Annotated in this window: 15 protein-coding genes; 11 read left to right on the forward strand and 4 right to left on the reverse strand. The window is 40.9% G+C overall.

The genetic code is table 11. The features are described 5' to 3' along the window. Positions 1–19 precede the first annotated feature (19 nt). Entirely contained in the window at positions 20–2,017 is a 1,998-nt protein-coding gene (locus Aru01_RS06465; protein ID WP_016654846.1) for a PhoX family protein, read from the reverse strand. Positions 2,018–2,274: 257 nt separating this feature from the next. On the opposite strand from Aru01_RS06465, the gene Aru01_RS06470 reads away from it, so the two are divergent. The 8 genes from Aru01_RS06470 (at position 2,275) to Aru01_RS06505 (ending at position 11,684) form a co-directional block, all read left to right on the forward strand. Beyond that, complete coding sequence (locus tag Aru01_RS06470) at positions 2,275–3,783, forward strand: UvrD-helicase domain-containing protein (RefSeq protein ID WP_016654845.1); 1,509 nt, start codon at positions 2,275–2,277, stop codon at positions 3,781–3,783. A 38-nt stretch (positions 3,784–3,821) separates the two neighbouring features. Continuing rightward, positions 3,822–5,189, forward strand: coding sequence for an AAA family ATPase (locus Aru01_RS06475; protein WP_016654844.1), 1,368 nt, complete (start codon positions 3,822–3,824; stop codon positions 5,187–5,189). A 299-nt stretch (positions 5,190–5,488) separates the two neighbouring features. Next, the gene (locus Aru01_RS06480; RefSeq protein ID WP_040330970.1) at positions 5,489–8,326 is read left to right on the forward strand and encodes a monovalent cation/H+ antiporter subunit A; all 2,838 of its coding nucleotides are present in this window, start codon (positions 5,489–5,491) and stop codon (positions 8,324–8,326) included. Between the two features lie 4 nt (positions 8,327–8,330). Beyond that, complete coding sequence (locus Aru01_RS06485) at positions 8,331–8,696, forward strand: Na+/H+ antiporter subunit C (RefSeq protein ID WP_016654842.1); 366 nt, start codon at positions 8,331–8,333, stop codon at positions 8,694–8,696. Further along, entirely contained in the window at positions 8,693–10,498 is a 1,806-nt protein-coding gene (locus tag Aru01_RS06490) for a monovalent cation/H+ antiporter subunit D (protein ID WP_155757914.1), read from the forward strand. Before Aru01_RS06485 ends, Aru01_RS06490 begins: the two co-directional genes overlap by 4 nt. Before the next feature lie 3 nt (positions 10,499–10,501). Beyond that, on the forward strand, positions 10,502–11,020 hold the full coding sequence (locus tag Aru01_RS06495; protein ID WP_016654840.1) for a Na+/H+ antiporter subunit E: 519 nt from the start codon (positions 10,502–10,504) through the stop codon (positions 11,018–11,020). Further along, the gene (locus tag Aru01_RS06500) at positions 11,017–11,292 is read left to right on the forward strand and encodes a monovalent cation/H+ antiporter subunit F (protein ID WP_016654839.1); all 276 of its coding nucleotides are present in this window, start codon (positions 11,017–11,019) and stop codon (positions 11,290–11,292) included. The genes Aru01_RS06495 and Aru01_RS06500 overlap by 4 nt, the downstream gene beginning before the upstream one ends. Before the next feature lie 11 nt (positions 11,293–11,303). Next, complete coding sequence (locus Aru01_RS06505) at positions 11,304–11,684, forward strand: Na+/H+ antiporter subunit G (protein ID WP_016654838.1); 381 nt, start codon at positions 11,304–11,306, stop codon at positions 11,682–11,684. A 146-nt stretch (positions 11,685–11,830) separates the two neighbouring features. On the opposite strand, the gene Aru01_RS06510 is transcribed toward Aru01_RS06505, so the two are convergent. Continuing rightward, a complete protein-coding gene (locus Aru01_RS06510) occupies positions 11,831–12,334 on the reverse strand; it encodes a GNAT family N-acetyltransferase (protein WP_016654837.1) in 504 nt (167 codons plus the stop codon). Between the two features lie 126 nt (positions 12,335–12,460). Then, entirely contained in the window at positions 12,461–12,814 is a 354-nt protein-coding gene (locus Aru01_RS06515) for a winged helix-turn-helix transcriptional regulator (protein WP_016654836.1), read from the reverse strand. A gap of 193 nt (positions 12,815–13,007) precedes the next feature. On the opposite strand from Aru01_RS06515, the gene Aru01_RS06520 reads away from it, so the two are divergent. The 3 genes from Aru01_RS06520 (at position 13,008) to Aru01_RS06530 (ending at position 16,128) form a co-directional block, all read left to right on the forward strand. Beyond that, entirely contained in the window at positions 13,008–14,015 is a 1,008-nt protein-coding gene (locus Aru01_RS06520) for a zinc-dependent alcohol dehydrogenase family protein (protein WP_016654835.1), read from the forward strand. Positions 14,016–14,397: 382 nt separating this feature from the next. Further along, positions 14,398–14,751, forward strand: coding sequence for a YcgJ family protein (locus Aru01_RS06525; protein ID WP_016654834.1), 354 nt, complete (start codon positions 14,398–14,400; stop codon positions 14,749–14,751). 51 nt (positions 14,752–14,802) lie between these two features. Further along, positions 14,803–16,128, forward strand: coding sequence for a flavin monoamine oxidase family protein (locus Aru01_RS06530; protein WP_016654833.1), 1,326 nt, complete (start codon positions 14,803–14,805; stop codon positions 16,126–16,128). 96 nt (positions 16,129–16,224) lie between these two features. Here Aru01_RS06530 and Aru01_RS06535 read toward each other — a convergent pair whose 3' ends face one another. Next, the gene (locus tag Aru01_RS06535) at positions 16,225–17,646 is read right to left on the reverse strand and encodes a glutamate synthase small subunit GltD family protein (protein WP_016654832.1); all 1,422 of its coding nucleotides are present in this window, start codon (positions 17,644–17,646) and stop codon (positions 16,225–16,227) included. Positions 17,647–17,699 lie beyond the last annotated feature (53 nt).

The raw sequence follows: 17,699 nt of genomic DNA on the forward strand, positions 1-17,699 counted from the left end.
ATTCTTTATTCTAAAAATATTACTTAGTTGCTTTATGTTCAAGCGATGGTGCGATAGGTTCAGCAGTCAAATAACCCACTTCAGCCGCGAAACGATCATTAAAGTTTGAGCGGATGAGTGGATCAAGTTTATCTTGTACCTTGTTATGTAAACCAGTCCAATCACCTGGATGCTGGAAGTTACTCATGATATAGGTCCAACCATTGATCGAGTCAACTGCATGTAAGCCTGTAGACTCTGCCCCTGCTGGACAAGACAATAAACGATCTAGTTTTTTACTGTCTACGTTATAAGCCCATAAGTAGTTATTGACGTGGTTACCACTGTCCTCACCAATAAATAGGGTACGCAATGTTTCAGAGAACTTTAAGTTGTCTGCGCTGGCAATTTTGTCTGGATGCGCCGTGTTACCAATATTCAGCGGATCAGTCTCAGCCGGAATATCTTGACCCATCAACAACATATTTGATTGATATGGAACCCACTCACTACGAATTGCTGAGTTTTTATCGTCAAATATGCCACCTTTTAGATCATGTGCCATGATCCCGCCTGCTTTAATGGTGTTAGCAAAAGCAACATTGTGCGCTTCAACCCACCCCTTACCATTTTTAACCATTGAATCTTGAATATTGGCCAAAGCAGAATAAGCAACTTTGTCTTTGATATTGACCGTTGTGCCTTCCATTTTGGTAAAGGCCATACTTGCACCTTTAAGTGCAGCATAACGATGAGTTTCTAAGAATGCTGCTGCTTTTTCCATACCCGGTTTTACTTTTACCCAGAGTTTGATTTTATTTAAAACAATCTCAGTAAAGCTGGCATCATTAGGATTAACAGTCGTACTTTCCATGATGTCTTCAGGTTTAATACCATTTTTAACGAGGTCTTCAATCTCTTTACTTGTTGCATGACCTAAATGAATCCACTTCATTGTCGCAGTTGAAATTTCATCTAGTTTAGTCGTGTATTTCGCAACATACAGATTACCTGCTGATAAGTCTTTCTCTTTATCAGCAACAAACATGAATAGACCACCATTGGTATAGTCATCACCCATCAATGCTGTACGTTGGTCTGGCATGACCTGAATGAGCTCGTGTGAAATACGTCCCATACAGTAGTGCTTGATAATACTGCCTGTACCATCTTTATTGACAATAACTTCTGGCATATGTCCATAGTTATATGGATTTGCTTTGTTCTCGTCACCGTATAGGTTTTTACTAAATGCCTTGAGTAACTTTAAACCTGTACCAATATCTTGGTCAAAAGCATCAGGCTCGTACTCTTCACTCGATAAATGAGTACCCCACGGCGATAGACTCGCACCACATGTAATCCATAGTCCATTGACCTTAGATGTATCAACGTTGTGGTATTTTACCAAGTCTAAATGACCGGTTTTAGGATCTTGATCTAAGCTTAAAATGGCGATCGGTGATGGCAATTTACCATACATGTCATTGCCACCCTGATCACGCGTAGCATACTCAAACTGTACTACAGCAAAGACTGGATTACCTTTAACACCAGCAACTTTCGCATCCTTCACTGTGAGCATTGAGCTACCGTCTGGACAGTCAGAGAAGAAATGACGCTCTTTACCTGCTACAGATTTATCAAAAATAGGTTGATTACGAATATCAAAATAACCACCAGCGAGTACCTTAGCACCCTTATGGTCATTAACTAACTCACCTGTTTTAAAGAAGGTTTTATGTGCTAGTTCGAATTTAGTTGTACTATTATCATCCCAAGTCAAAGCCAGAGCAGATGTTACAGCAGTCATTGCCATTGCTTCAGGCTTTGCCAGTGTTGGTGCATCCATTGGAATAAAGTTTGCTGATTTTAATTTTGCAGGCTTAATTGGCGGTGCGACTACACTTGAGTCTTTATCATCACCACAGCCAGTTAGAGCTGCAGACGTTGCCATTACCCCAAGTGGTAAAAAAGGAATACTGGCTAACCATTTAATCACTTCACGGCGCGTATGTTGGTTGGCTGGTTGAGTCATAATTTTGCCTAACGGAAAGAAATACTTAAAGATAGAATGCAATCTAAGAAATTTAGATGACATTTCAATTGCAGCAATCCTTCAATTTAAAGACAATTTCAGCGCATACTAAAATTTACTCTTTAAATCACAACTTATTTTCTCTCAATAACTTGCTTATATCTTGCCCATCGGGTTTCAGATAAAGACTTGCTCAGGCTTCAGCTTCTTTAGCCAATCTTTGCTATACTCGATGCGCCTATAACGACACCAATATCATGACTGCTTCTGATCTCTTACATCCCACAGCCGAACAAGCACTTGCAATTAACCAAGCGCAACAAGGACAATCCTTTAAAGTGATTGCCTATGCAGGTACGGGTAAAACGACGACTTTGCAAATGGTCAGTGCGGCCATGCCTCAACGTCGCGGGATGTATTTGGCCTTTAACAAAGCCATAGCCACAGAAGCCCAACAAAAGTTTCATCGCAATGTGGACTGTCGTACATTTCACTCTCTAGCGTATCGAAGTGTTCCACGTGGGATTACTGACAAGCTTCGTCTTCCTCGTCTAAGTCCAAGTTTTATGGCCAAAGCCTACCGACTTGAACCCATTACATTGCGTCGCCTCATGGGTGGACGTTATGAGAAATTTGTACTGATGCCAAGTCGCTTGGCAAGTCTGGTGGCCAATGCAGTGAGCTATTTCTGCTCAACCAGCTCTCAGTACCCTGCACCTAGACATATTCAAGCACCCTCATGGTTACATGCCGATGATATTGCAGTCTTACAACAGTACTTATACCCTGCTGTCGAGCGACGTTGGTTAGAATCAACTGATTCACAACATCAAGCAGGCATCGGGCATGATGTCTACTTAAAGCTCTGGGCACTCTCTGATCCGAATATTCCTGCTGACTTTGTGTTATTCGACGAAGCGCAAGATGCTGATCCTTTAATGCTTGGAATTTTATTACGTCAACGTAATACTCAAGTGATCTATGTTGGTGATGCACATCAGCAAATTTACGCATGGCGCGGAGCGGTTAATGCCATGCAACAACTGCCCTTACCAGAGTCACGTCTCACCACATCTTTTCGTTTTGGTGAAGACATTGCCGATGTTGCCAATCTCCTTTTAACTGCACTTGATGAAAGTGTGCCATTATTAGGCAACCCTGAGCTTAAATCACGCGTGGTCAACAAGCCACATACTAAAATGCGTGATGCAATCCTATGCAGGACCAATGCTCGGGCAATGGAGCTTCTGCTTTCTGGACTGGTTCAAGGGGATAAGGTCAGTTTGCAGGCCGATCATGCCAAGCTCAATCGCTTTGTCGATGCAGCCAGTTTATTAAAACAAGGCAAACGAGTGATCGATGTTCCTGAATTGGCTTGGTTTAATTCTTGGCATGACGTGCATGAATATTGCGAAACAAATGATGGTAGTGATATCAAACCTTTGGTAAAGTTAGTCGATGAACATGGTACTGATCCATTGAAAAAGGCCCTCGCTAAAATTACTCCCATCACTGAAGCTGACTACGTCATTTCAACTGCACATAAAGCCAAGGGACTCGAGTGGAATCGTGTTCATTTGGAAGATGATTACCAATTTAAAATTAATGGTTTAGAACATAAAATTAGTGATGAAGAACTTAGGCTGTTATATGTGGCCTGTACTCGTGCCAAAGCCAGCTTAAACATCCACCATATTTATGATTTAGTACAACAACTTAAAGTCAAAGCGGCATCTGATCGTTTAAAAAATAAAGTCACAGCCTAAATAAAATAAGTTAGCTGTGGCTCTCATAAGGTGAATTTATGAAGCTCAACAGCATACAGTTAAAACAAACTTATTGCTTTCAAGATATTAAAATTGATTTTCAATATGATCAGCACGCTATTACTGCGATCTTAGGCACTCAAGCCAGTGGAAAGACGGCAATTCTTAAAAATATTTATCATGCGCTAAGTTGGTTTCCTGCCCGTTTTAAAGACCTACGCACGCCAGGCATTGTTATGCCGGACCAAGATATTCGTAGTAATGCAACCTACTCTAAAATTGATATTTGCATTGAAATACCCAATGAAATTGGCAAACTCCCCGAATCGAGTCATGCACAGTCACATCCACTCAATCAATGTCAGTGGCAGCTATTTAAAGTATTACGCCAAGATGGGCTTGGCATCAGTAAAGTTGAGTGTGCTCAATTAGAACAATGCGTTACACTCTACCATCACAGCCTAAAACAAGACCCTTTACAGGGCATGCCACTGATTGCTTATTATCCGAGTGAACGTTTTATTCATGACATCAACTTATTGAATAAAAACAATCCCAACATTTGGCAAACACATTCAGCCTATGAGCTCGCCTCCATCCCCTACACGACTTTTACCCGTTTTTTTGAATGGTTACGTGAAAGCTCAGATATAGAGAATGCGCAAAGTACCTATCTATTACAGCAGCTGCTGAATATGCCGCAAACTGGTGGACACTCTGAAACACAGCTTGAACAGAAGCTGATGCAACTCAAATCACAACAGCATAGTTCTGGCTTATTTATTTTAAAAAATGCCTTAAATCAGATTTTCCCTGAACTCACAGATATTTATCTGGAATATCATCCCAAACTACAATTAATGGTTTGTTATCAACAACACACTCTTAATTATCTGCAATTATCGAGCAGTTTAAAAATCTGGATTGCATTGATTGGTGATGTTGTACGACGTCTTTGTTTACTCAACCCAATGAGTATTACTCCTTGTCAGGAGGGTGAAGGTATTTTACTCATAGATCAAATAGATGCTGAACTTGACCCTGAATTATGTTCAGTGATCCTTGACCGCCTACATTTAACCTTTCTTCAATTACAAATTATCGTCAGTGCGCAGCAACCTGCCATATTGGACAATGCCGCACATTTTCAATATTTCAATTTAAACCAACATGGTCTAAATGAAATTCAGCGACAACAAATTCTGCTACAACATCAACATACTTATGATCAAATGATGCAATTAGACAGCAGTGCTAACATCGAACAGTTGAAAGACCCGCTGGAATATTCCAAAGCACAAGCCATCTTTGAGCAAATTCAAAAATTAAACCATCAAGAACAAGCTGAATTACAACGTCTATTACAATCTGATGATGATTGTTCTACAGAAATAAGCACTTATTAGTTGGTATTTTGTACAAATTAAGGTTGTTTTGCTAGATACCCCACATTATCGGCATATAATTTAAAACCGTGCGCAAAAACATTTGATGTTGTTTTCCCCCTGTAATAAGATTTGGTTACCTAATTCATTCTCTATGGGGGTGGATTTGTTTATTTGTTTTTTTACAAGTCGCGCAACACAACTTGTTATTTTGCTGTAGAAAATGATTCTTTTTCAGCAGCAATTTTTTGGACCTCTCATTGAGCTCCTCTTACAATCGAAAATTAACATTCATTCTAGGTTTCGGCCTATACACGACATTGGATACGAGTGTGCTACCCATTATTATCTTGTTACCGTTAATACTCGGTACAACCTTAGTCTCGTGGCTAAAGAACGCTTCACGTGGGGTAATGGCTATAGCGGCAGTTGGCGTAAGTCTCAGTTCGTTTTTATTATTACTTAGCCAAGCGAAATCAGTTTTTCAAGGCAATAGCTTAAGTCAAAGTTGGCCTTGGTTTAGTCAGGTTGGTATTGATCTTAGTTTTAGGCTCGATGCTTTAGGCTTAGTTTTTGCCCTATTAATCACAGGTATTGGTACATTAATTTATATTTATGCCTACTACTACCTGAGTCCTAAAAACTCACTGAGTAAACTTTATCTATTACTGATGCTGTTTATGGCCGCCATGCTCGGCATCTCTTTGTCAAATAACTTAATTATTTTATTGGTATTTTGGGAACTCACCAGTATTTCGTCCTTCTTGTTGGTCGGATACTGGAGCAATTATGATGCTGCCCAACAAGGTTCAAGGATGGCGCTGACCATTACAGGCATGGGCGGTTTAGCCATGCTGGGGGCCTTTATTTTACTGGGGCAGATTACAGGCACCTATCAGATAGACCAAATTTTAACTTTAGCACCACAGATCCAACAAGATCCTCTATTTGTTCCTATTCTTTTATTGGTTCTACTCGGTGCATTCACCAAAAGTGCTCAGTTTCCTTTCCATTTTTGGCTACCCAATGCCATGGCGGCACCGACACCTGTTTCAGCCTATCTGCATTCTGCAACAATGGTCAAAGCAGGAATATTCTTATTAGCGCGTTTATTGCCAATCTTTGCTGGGGCCGCACTTTATCACAACATCGTGACCAGCATTGGTTTACTGACGCTTTGCATGGCAGCATTCTTTGCGATTTTCAAAGAAGATCTAAAAGGACTATTAGCCTATTCAACGATCAGTCACTTGGGTTTAATTGTCTGCCTATTAGGAATCGGTTCACCACTTGCAGTCGCCGCAGCGATTTTCCACATCATCAACCATGCTACTTTTAAAGCAGCCTTGTTTATGATCGCGGGAATCATTGATCATGAAACTCAAACCCGTGATCTCAGAAAACTCAGTGGTATCTGGCAACTGCTGCCCTTCACAGGCACCTTAACCATGATCACCGCAGCCAGTATGGCCGGTGTTCCTCTGACCAATGGTTTTATCTCTAAAGAAATGTTCTTTACTGAACTGTTATCGAGTCTTTCAGGTCCAACTGTCGTCTTGGCTGCTGTTGTTGCAACCTTGGCTGGTCTTTTTGCAGTGGCCTATTCAACTCGTTTAGTTCACGGCGTATTTTTTGATGGTGAAGTGGGTAAACATGTTCCAAATAAAGCTGCTCACGAACCAGCATTTGGGATGCGCGCACCCGCTTTACTACTGGCAACCTTATGTATTTTAGTGGGTATTTTGCCTGCTCTTATGGTTGAACCTATCGTCAATGCAGCTACGCTGGCCAGCACTCAACAAGCCGATTTTGCTGGTGTACATTTGGCGATATGGCACGGATTTAACTTGCCCCTGTTAATGAGCTTGATTGCTTTAGCCGGTGGTGTACTGTTTTATTTTGTCTTGGCGCGCGATGGCCGTATCCGTCGTATTGATCTCGACCCGAAACTCGGTCCTTTACAAGGCAAATTGATTTTTGAAGCGATCCTTCAACAGCTGTCTCGCTCTGCCCTGAAGCTGAAAAAGTTCACTGAGTCAGGTTCATTACAAAACTACTTTTTCTGGATTATTATTTTCAGTATTGCCATTGTTGCAGCACCCTTATTTAATCAAGGGATCAGCGCAGGTGGACGTGAGCTAACCCAAGCATCTTGGGTCGCAATTGTTCTCTGGTTGTTATTGTTCTCTGCATGTTGGATGTTGCTTTGGTTCCATCATGAACGCATCAAAGCTGTCCTGATCAGTGGTGCAATTGGCTTAGTCGTTACTATGGCCTTTTTAACCATGTCAGCACCAGACTTGGCACTTACCCAGATCAGTGTTGATGTTGTAACAACTGTCTTGTTATTAATGAGCTTATCGCTATTACCACAGCTTACACCTTATGAATCACAACGTACTCGTCGTTGGAGTGATGCCAGTATTGCGATCTTAGCAGGTCTGGGTATCGGCTGGATCACTTGGATGATCTTGACCCGTGACCACGACTCTATTTCTTGGTTCTTTGTTCAACAATCCCTGCCTCTTGGTGGCGGTAGTAACATCGTCAACGTGATTTTAGTCGATTTCCGTGGCTTCGATACCTTTGGTGAGATTACTGTACTTGGCATCGCCGCAGTCGGTGCAATGTGTATGATGGATGGTATGCGTATCCATGGTACAGCCATCACTCCAGGTCTTACCTATCGTTTCAACCCATCCCCATTGATGTTCCGTATGACGGCATCTTGGATATTACCGTTAGCCCTCATGGTCAGCTTGTACATATTCCTTCGTGGTCACAATGCACCAGGTGGTGGCTTCGTTGCGGGTCTAGTTACCGCAATGGCATTAATTATCCAATATATTGCACTAGGTCAAGATCGTGCAGAACAACTATTAAAAGCCAATTCTGGTCGACTCTATGAATCATGGATTGGTATGGGACTATTAATTGCAGGTGGTACAGGGATCGCCTCATGGTTCTGGGGACGACCATTCCTGACCAGTGCGCACATTTATGTCGATCCACCGTTATTTAGTACCATGCATTTGGCTTCTGCTGCTGCATTTGACCTAGGTGTATATTTCACTGTGGTTGGTGCAACGATGTTGTTGATTTCGGTACTGGGTGACTCACGCCATTCCACCATGTCTGGTCCATTACCTAAGGAGTAATTCAATGAGCTTAGAATTTTTAATGGCATCAGCAATTGGATTATTGGTTGCTACAGGTGTGTATCTGATTTTACGTGCACGTACTTTCCCTGTTGTACTGGGACTTGCGGTTATTGGTTATGCAGTCAACTTATTCTTGTTTATGACAGGTCGTATACAGGTCAATGCACCTGCACTTCTTATCGATGCAGTACAGGTCACAGACCCCCTCCCTCAAGCCTTGGTATTGACCGCAATTGTGATTGGCTTTGCTACAACGGCGTTTATTGTACAACTTGCATTACGTAGTCGCTTTGAAACTGGCTCGGACCATGTTGATGGTAAAGAACTTCCTACTCAAGACAACACCAATGAGGATGAGGATCAATAATGAGCTTTTTCGATTTTTGGTATAGCCATGCTCCAATTTTTGCCATCCTGATCCCAGCCATTACTGCATTTATCATGGTGTTATTGGGCAATCCAGGTGCTGGTGCACTGACACATGATTGGCGCCAGCCGTGGCGTCGTGGTTTAAGTCTAGTCTCTGTCGGATTGGGTTTAGCTACTGCAATCAACTACTTGCTTTTAGCTAATACAGGGCAAATCACAGTTTATCAACTCAGTGAATGGTCTGCTCCCTTTGGTATCGTACTTGTTTTAGATCGCCTATCCGCCATGATGCTGGTGCTGACCTATACGCTTGCTGCGCCTGTACTTTGGTTTGCAAGTAAGGGCTGGGATTCACGTGGACGTTATTTCCATGCCATGTCCCACTTCTTGTTAATGGGATTAAGCGGTGCTTTTCTCACCGGAGACTTATTTAACTTATTTGTCTTCTTTGAAATATTGCTAATGGCATCATATGTATTGTTGATCCATGCACAAGGTAAGCCACGTTTTCAGCTGGGCATTCACTATGTCAGTATCAATTTGTTGGCATCTGCACTGTTTTTAATTGGTCTTGGAATTATTTATGCCAACGTCGGCAGCCTCAATATGGCTGATGTTGCACGTATTATGCCAACGCTACCGACAGACCAACATCGTCTTGCCACAGCAGGCAGCCTGTTACTCTTTGTGGTCTTTGGGATTAAAGCGGCCATTTTACCTTTAGGTTTTTGGTTACCTAAAACCTATGCAGTTGCCAGTACACCAGTAGCTGCCTTGTTTACCATCATGACTAAAGTCGGTATTTATGCGATTTTACGTGTCAACGGTACTGTATTCCAAGATGACTTAAGTCGAGATATTTTTAGTACGTGGTTACTCCCCATCGCACTAATGACTTCTTTGTATGGTGCAATTGGAGCCTTAGCCGCTGCGCGTTTACGTCGCTTTGTTGGCTTTATGGTCTTGTCTTCAGTTGGTACGATTTTAATCGCTATTGCGATGATGAACACTGCTGCTTGGGCTGCTGCACTTTATTATTTAGTGCACAGTACTTTGATTGCAGCTGCTTTTTATCTGCTGTGCGGTTGGATTACCTCTCAACGTGGCCAACATACCGACCACCTCTTGGTTGCACCGAGGATGAAACAAGCCCATGTGGTCTCAGTTTGCTTTTTTATCATTGCATTAATGATGGCAGGCCTACCACCATTTAGTGGTTTCTGGGGCAAGGTGCTGATTTTAGGAGCGACTGCTCAATTCCATGCACAAGCTTGGGTGATCGCTGTAGTCCTCTTGGTCAGCTTGATCAGTATTATCGCTTTTACTCGCGCGGGTTTCGTGTTGTTTTGGCAGGCAACCGCGCCTGAGGATGATCCTAAAGAAGAAGCTTATAGTGCGTACCAAAAACTACCTGCTATTGCACCGCCACGTAACGATAAAGCAATTTATCTTTTATTGACTGGTTTAGTGATCTACGTGGTCTGTGCTTCACCCATCTTTAACTATGTTGAGCAAACAGCCGTTCAACTTAAAGATACTCAGCAGTATATCGATACGATTTTAAAGCAAGATCAGCAAGGACAGGTGATTTCAGTTCAACCATTTGATCCGAACTATGTTCCTGAAACTAAATATAATGGTGAGCAAGCAGATCCATATGCTCAACTTGTTCCAGATCTGGTGAGTGAAGATGTTTGGCAAGGTCCACATATTTCACCGTATAAGAAACAACAAGCTGAGCTGCAAAATCAGCAGGCAAATACGCCTGATCAAGCACTGCTCAACGCCGTGGAGCCCTAAGTTATGATGCAAAGCCAATTTAATCGCCTCTTGCCACATCCCTTTGTCAGTTCCTTGGTAACGGTAAGTTGGTTGATGCTGAACCACAGTCTAGACCCATTTGATATTACGGTCGCATTACTCTTGGGCCTAATTATTCCCAAGTTGGTACAGCCTTTTATTATTCATACACCTAAGATTCAATGGTCTAAAGCGATCATGCTAATTTTAGTGGTGCTCAAAGACATCATTATTTCTAATATTCGGGTTGCTAAACAGGTTTTAGGGCCTATGGATAACCTACATCCCAAATGGTATCGCGTACCACTGGATACTGACCATGATTACGTCAACACCTTGTTGGCGATGATCATTACGACAACCCCAGGTACGGTAACAGCAGGGATTGACCAAGAGCGTGGAGATATTTTGGTCCATGCGCTCAGCTGTGATGATATTGAAGCGGATATCTTAGATATTAAAACACGTTACGAAGCACCTTTACTTGAGATTTTTAATGTTAAACAAGGAGATAACGCATGATCATTTTGCCTTATGCCTTGGGTATTTGTACTCTCGCCATTACGATCTCGATGTTTTTGTGTTTGATTCGTCTGGTCATGGGACCATCGATTGTAGATCGACTCCTAGCGCTTGATACCCTGTTCTTAAATGCGACCTGTCTCATCATCGTGTTGGGGATTTATTGGACGACAACTTCATTATTTGAAGGTGCTTTACTGGTCGCGATGCTTGGTTTTGTCTCGACTGCCGCTTTAGCACGCTACTTCACCACTGGACATGTCATCGACTAGGAGTACAGCTTATGCAACTTGCTATGGAAATTATTGTTTCGTTTTTCCTGCTCGTCGGTGCATTTTTTACACTCGTCGGCGCTGTAGGGATGATTCGCTTACCAGACTTGTTCATGCGTCTACATGCACCGACCAAATCCAGCACTTTGGGACTTGGTAGTTTTTTAATTGCAGCAATGATCTATTCGGCTTTCCATGGTCGTCTAGGTTTTGCTGAATTACTTATCACCTTCTTGGCTTTTGTTACCGCACCAGTGTCGGCCAATCTAATCGCGCAAGCGGCTATGCATTTACGACTACGCTCCTTGAGTGGCGAAGTTCCTGAATCGATTGACCGTTTATTGCCTTGGCAAAAACAGCGCCGTGTTCCTAAATATAAAGATGAACTCTAAACATGATGTGCTACAACAGCACAAGTAAAACATTCGTTGCAAAAACAACAGCCCTGATCCTTTGGATTAGGGCTGTTTTTTTACAATCTAATCACTTGATTTAAATAATAAAATAAAAAGCATTCCGCATAAGCTGTCAGATAATTTTACTCTTTATTCTGCAAACAAAGTTCTAAAATTTCACCTGGTAATCCATCAAAATCTTTAAACGCTTTGGAGTAAAATCCATTTTTAAGCAATATCTTACGAGATGCTATGTTGTTTGGATCAATAATTGCGATTAATGATCGTAACTTGGGTTCTTGTAAAGAAATTTTAAGAAGCGCCTGAGCAATAATATAACCAAGTCCTTGCCCCCAAAAATGAGGCAACAACATATAACCTAATTCAGCCTCAGTATCATCGATACTTTTTAACTCAAGTTTCGCTAAACCTAAAAAATCATGACTTGAATTAAATACTTTATAAGTACCTAAGAATGGATGGATAGAATTATTTTTTAAAACCTTATTAAAATCATCATCAGCTTCTTTTTCCGTTAAGCTTTTCTCAGTAATCATCTTCATGACTTCAAAATTACTGACGAGTTTAAAGTAAAGTTGGAAATCATTTACTGTGAATTTTTCAAAGAAAACTGTCTGATCTGGCATTTATTAACCTTTGATTGATTTATAAATTACAATTTTTCAATGTAAAAGAAAAAATACTTACATCTAAAACTATAATTTCAAATAACGATGTGTATTTTTGCTTACATCTACTGAGATGCTACACTGCTAAGTAATATCCAGATTGTCATTAGACACTTCATTAATTTTTTGATAATTCCTGCCCCAATCATTCATCATTTCCAGTATAGGTTGCAATGAAAAACCTAATTCGGTCAGCTCATATTCCACTCTAGGCGGAACTTCTGGATAAATTGTTCGTAAAATCACACCATCACACTCTAACTCACGCAGTTGTAAAGTGAGCATTCGCTGGGTTACAGAAGGAATTGAATGCGCCAATTGCATAAAACGCATCTTTCCTAAAAGTAAACGGAATAAAATAATCGGTTTCCAAGTTCCGCCAATAACACTCAACGTTGTTTCTACTGCACAACCACTTTTACTGGTTATTTTTTTCATTCATTTACCTGAGAGTTAAACTGGATAATTTAAGATTAATTTATCGCGTTACTTACATTTTTGATAGTACAAGCTAAAAATGTACGTTCTTGTGACGAAGTAGCTAAAGTGCATAATAGTTACTTAGTATTCATATTACAGTCGTAGTCTGATACTAATATTTTAGATGACTCAGTGATAATAGGCCTTATTTATGAAAGCAATAAAGTTAAAAAAACCAGGTGGCTTCGACAATCTACAATCGGTAGAAATTCCTTCGATTGCAGCGCCCCAAGAAGGTGAAATTCAAGTCAAAATACATGCCAATTCCTTAAACTTTCATGATTTACTCGTTGTTCGTGGTGATTCTCCTTCAACAGATGGCCGAATTCCAATGTCAGATGGAGCTGGGGTCGTCACTGCAATAGGCACAGGTGTTACAGAGTTTTCCGTAGGGGATCATGTGGTCTCGTGTTTTTTCCCGACATGGCAAAATGGTCCAGCAACATTATCTAATTTTGAAACAGTACCAGGTGACGGTATAAATGGTTATGCCGTAGAAAGTATCAATGCTCCAAGCACCTCATTTACACATGCACCTAAACATTATAATCATGAGGAAGCCGCTACACTAACCACAGCGGGTCTAACCGCATGGAGAGCATTGGTTGTCAATGGGAAAATAAAAGCGGGTGATACAGTCTTGATACTCGGCACGGGAGGTGTTTCTATTTTTGCATTACAAATTGCAAAGTCATTGGGCGCAAAAGTGATTGCAACCACATCTACTGAACATAAAAAAGAAAAATTAATCGCTCTTGGAGCAGATCATGTCATTAATTATAATGATGAAAAAAACTGGGGAAATGCCGTACTCGCACTCACCCATGGTTCTGGAGTAGATGTTGTTGTTGAAGTGGGTGGACCTGCTACATTAGCCCAATCCATTCGTGCATGTAAAGTTGGTGGTCATATTGCGTTAATCGGTGTTCTCACTGGCCGTTCTGGCGAAGTCCCAACAATGGAGTTAATGGCGAAACAAATTACGCTGCAAGGTATTATTGTTGGGAGTAGAGAACAACAGCAAGAGATGATCAATGCTTTAAATACCTTTAACTGGAAACCGATCATTGATTCTACATTTTCAATTGATCAACTTTCAGAAGCTTTTAAATATCAAGAGTCTGGCAAGCACTTTGGAAAAATTTGCGTCCGTCATTAAATTGTTTTATTTCTCGATCAATCAGCGAGTTATTTTTACATCACGAAGTAAAATTATTTTCTGATTTCTCGAAATTGATATTCTTCTGAACACTTCTCCATTAAGCAGTACCCTTCAAATTAGGCACTAGGCTTCTCATTTGAAGGGTACAGATTTTATTCGTACAGATCGAACTTTAATGTAGCTGCTATTTTTGGCTAGGAATCACACATTGCTGCAATAGATAAAACGCTAAAGTAGAACGTTTCATCAAGCACCTCTAACACTCAGCCTCAAAAAACTAACAATTCAGCACAATATCCTGATATTCCTTGACAGTTTTTCCATTTTTATCACTTATGCTTGGTACTATTATTACTTAATTACTAAAAGCGTGATCCAAATGAAAAAATTATCTCTAATTCTTGCTAGCGGTTTAGTTCTAATGAGTGCTACAAGCTTCGCTAAAACTACAAATGCACTCAAGTCTCCTGCTACGGGAGTGGTCTGTGACAAATATATCTGTGCTGATCAAAAAGGTGTTTCTAAAACCTTAACAACTCAATATCTTGGTAAAAAACAGGCCAATAAAGCCTTTTCACAAGGCGAATTTGATACTACTCAATTTACCTTTGCCAATGGTGTATTTTGTGACACCAAAACGCAACTTTGCCACGTTGACCGTTATTTTGAAGGCGAAAATCAAAGAAGTGCTGTTGAACCGAAAACAACTAAACTTTTATTCCCTAAAAAATAATGCCCAATAACAATTGAAGTTTTTATTCTATAACAGATAGTTGGCATATTTATGAGTACATTAATTTCTTCAACCACTCATGAACAATTACCTATTATTGTTGTGGGTGCTGGTACAGCCGGTCTAAGCTGTGCCAAGACATTACAAGAAGCGGGTAAAAAGGTTCTTATTCTTGAAGCCCGATCACGTATAGGTGGCCGTATTCATTCAACCCAACAACATGTGGCATTTGATCTCGGTGCCTCATGGATTCACGGTATTGAAGAAAATCCAATTTGGGACATCACCCAACAAAATCATATCAATACAACGGTGTTTAACTACATTGATTCTGATTTTTATCATGCAGATGGCCGTATTTTTTCGGAACTTGAACAACAGACTGTGGTGCAATACTTAGAACGAATTGAACAAGGTTTTAGCACCAGTCAGGCTGCTAATGCTGCTCTTGCACTCGAAGAAATCCTGATTCAATTACAAGCACCGAATAACAGCTTCACTAAATCACAGCTAGATGATTTGGCTCGAATTTATTTTGAACGTTTTGCCAATGATCCTTTTGCGACGACACTTACCCAGCTCTCTACACATTTTGCTGATTACGAAGGCTATTTTTCTGGGGATGAAGTTATTTTTCCAGCAGGCTATAGCCAAGTTATTGATGTACTTGCTAAAGATCTAGAAATTAGCTGCAACGTACAGATTCAACAAATTATTCGCCATGCTGAATATGTTGAGTTGATCAATCAACATGGTCACGCATATCAAGCAAAACAAGTCATTGTTACTGTTCCCTTAGGTGTTCTCAAAAAAAATGTGATTGATTTCCAACCTGACCTACCTCAGTCATTGCAGCAAACGATTGCACAATATGGTTTTGGCTCGTTCAACAAGGTTTTTATTGAGCTTGAACATGCACTCCCCTTGCATAAGAACTCTTTGCAAGAACAGAAAAGTATTTTCTACTTCCACGATCAAGTTTGTTATAACCTTTTAGATCTTTTCTTTGTTTATCAAAAGCCTGTTTACCTACTTCTGTTCGGTGGTCCACAATCCGAATGGATTGATCAGGCTACAGATGAAGCAGTATGGCAACTTATTCGCAGTAGTCTTGTGGATAACTTCGCAGATATCCCCACACAGCCAAAAACACTGCACATCACACGTTGGGGCAGTGACCCTTATAGTTATGGTAGCTTTAGCTTTCCAATGCCAGAACATAATGCAAGCTTGAGCCAAACATTTCAGCAGTCAATTGACCAACAATTATATTTTGCAGGTGAGCACTGCCAGCATAGCTTTGCAGGTACGGTACATGGCGCCTATATCAGTGGCCAAGAAACGGCGCAACTGTTATTGCAAGATTTAGTAGATTAAAAATAGTGTATTGCCTTTCGCAGCATATGTTTTTCATTTCTATAGATAAAAAAACCCACTACATGATGTAGTGGGCTTTTTTAAAGATTAAATGAATTAAACATCTAGATAATCTAAAATACCTTCTGCTGCCTGACGACCTTCCCAAATTGCAGTAACCACTAAGTCCGAACCACGAACCATATCACCACCAGCAAAGATCTTTGGATTTGAAGTTTGGAACTTATAGGTTTGCTGTTCTTTTGCGACTACACGACCTGCTCCATCAAGCTCAATCTTCGCATTGCCAAACCAATCAGCTGGACTTGCACGGAAACCAAATGCCAATAATACAGCATCAGCTTCGAGCACTTCCTCAGAACCCGGAATAGGTTCAGGGCTACGGCGACCACGACTATCGGCTTCACCGAGTTGGGTTGTCACCACTTTTACGCCAGTAACTTTGCCATTTTCACCAATAATCTCAATAGGTTGTCGATTAAATAGGAATTCAACACCTTCTTCACGTGCATTGGTCACTTCACGACGTGAACCCGGCATATTCTCTTCATCACGACGGTACGCACAGCTAACTTGAGCAGCACCTTGACGAATCGAAGTACGGTTACAGTCCATCGCAGTATCACCACCACCGAGCACAATCACTTTTTTGCCTTCAACACTGATATATTCGCTTGGATCTTTTTCCCAACCTTGGCAACGGTTCACATTGGCAATTAAGAAATCTAAAGCATCATATACACCATCTAAATCTTCACCAGCAAAACCACCTTTCATATAGGTATAAGTTCCCATACCCATAAAGACCGCATCATAGTCTGTAAGTAATTGCTCAATACTGATGTCTATACCAATTTCAGTATTCAATTGGAATTCAACGCCCATGCCTGCGAAAATTTCACGGCGACGTTTCATGACATCTTTTTCCATTTTGAATTCTGGAATACCAAAAGTCAGTAGACCACCAATTTCAGGACGCTTATCAAAGACAACGGGTCTTACACCATTACGTACCAAAATATCAGCACAGCCTAGACCCGCTGGTCCTGCACCAATAATAGCGACTTTTTTATCTGTCCATTTGACATGAGACATATCTGGACGCCAGCCCAAAGCAAAAGCCGTATCATTGATATACTTCTCTGCATTACCAATGGTCACCGCACCAAAACCATCATTTAAGGTACATGCTCCCTCACAAAGACGGTCTTGAGGACAAACACGACCACAAACCTCAGGTAAGGTATTGGTTTGATGGCATAACTCAGCTGCTTGAAAGATACGTCCTTCAGTAATCAGCTTTAACCAATTTGGAATGTAGTTGTGTACAGGACACTTCCATTCACAGTAAGGGTTACCGCAGCCGAGGCAACGATGGGTCTGATGCGCGACCACTTCTGCAGTAAAAGGTTTGTAAATTTCCACAAACTCAGCTTTGCGGACAGTAACATCTTTTTTTTCTGGATCTTGGCGTGCGACGTCCAAAAATTGAAAATCATTGTTTAGGCATTCTGCCATTTCTCTCTCCGTAGGTGAGTGTGGATAAACAAAAAGTTATCCACACCTGCCTG

It is taken from the genome of Acinetobacter rudis (assembly GCF_000829675.1).
GTDB classification, from domain to species: domain Bacteria; phylum Pseudomonadota; class Gammaproteobacteria; order Pseudomonadales; family Moraxellaceae; genus Acinetobacter; species Acinetobacter rudis.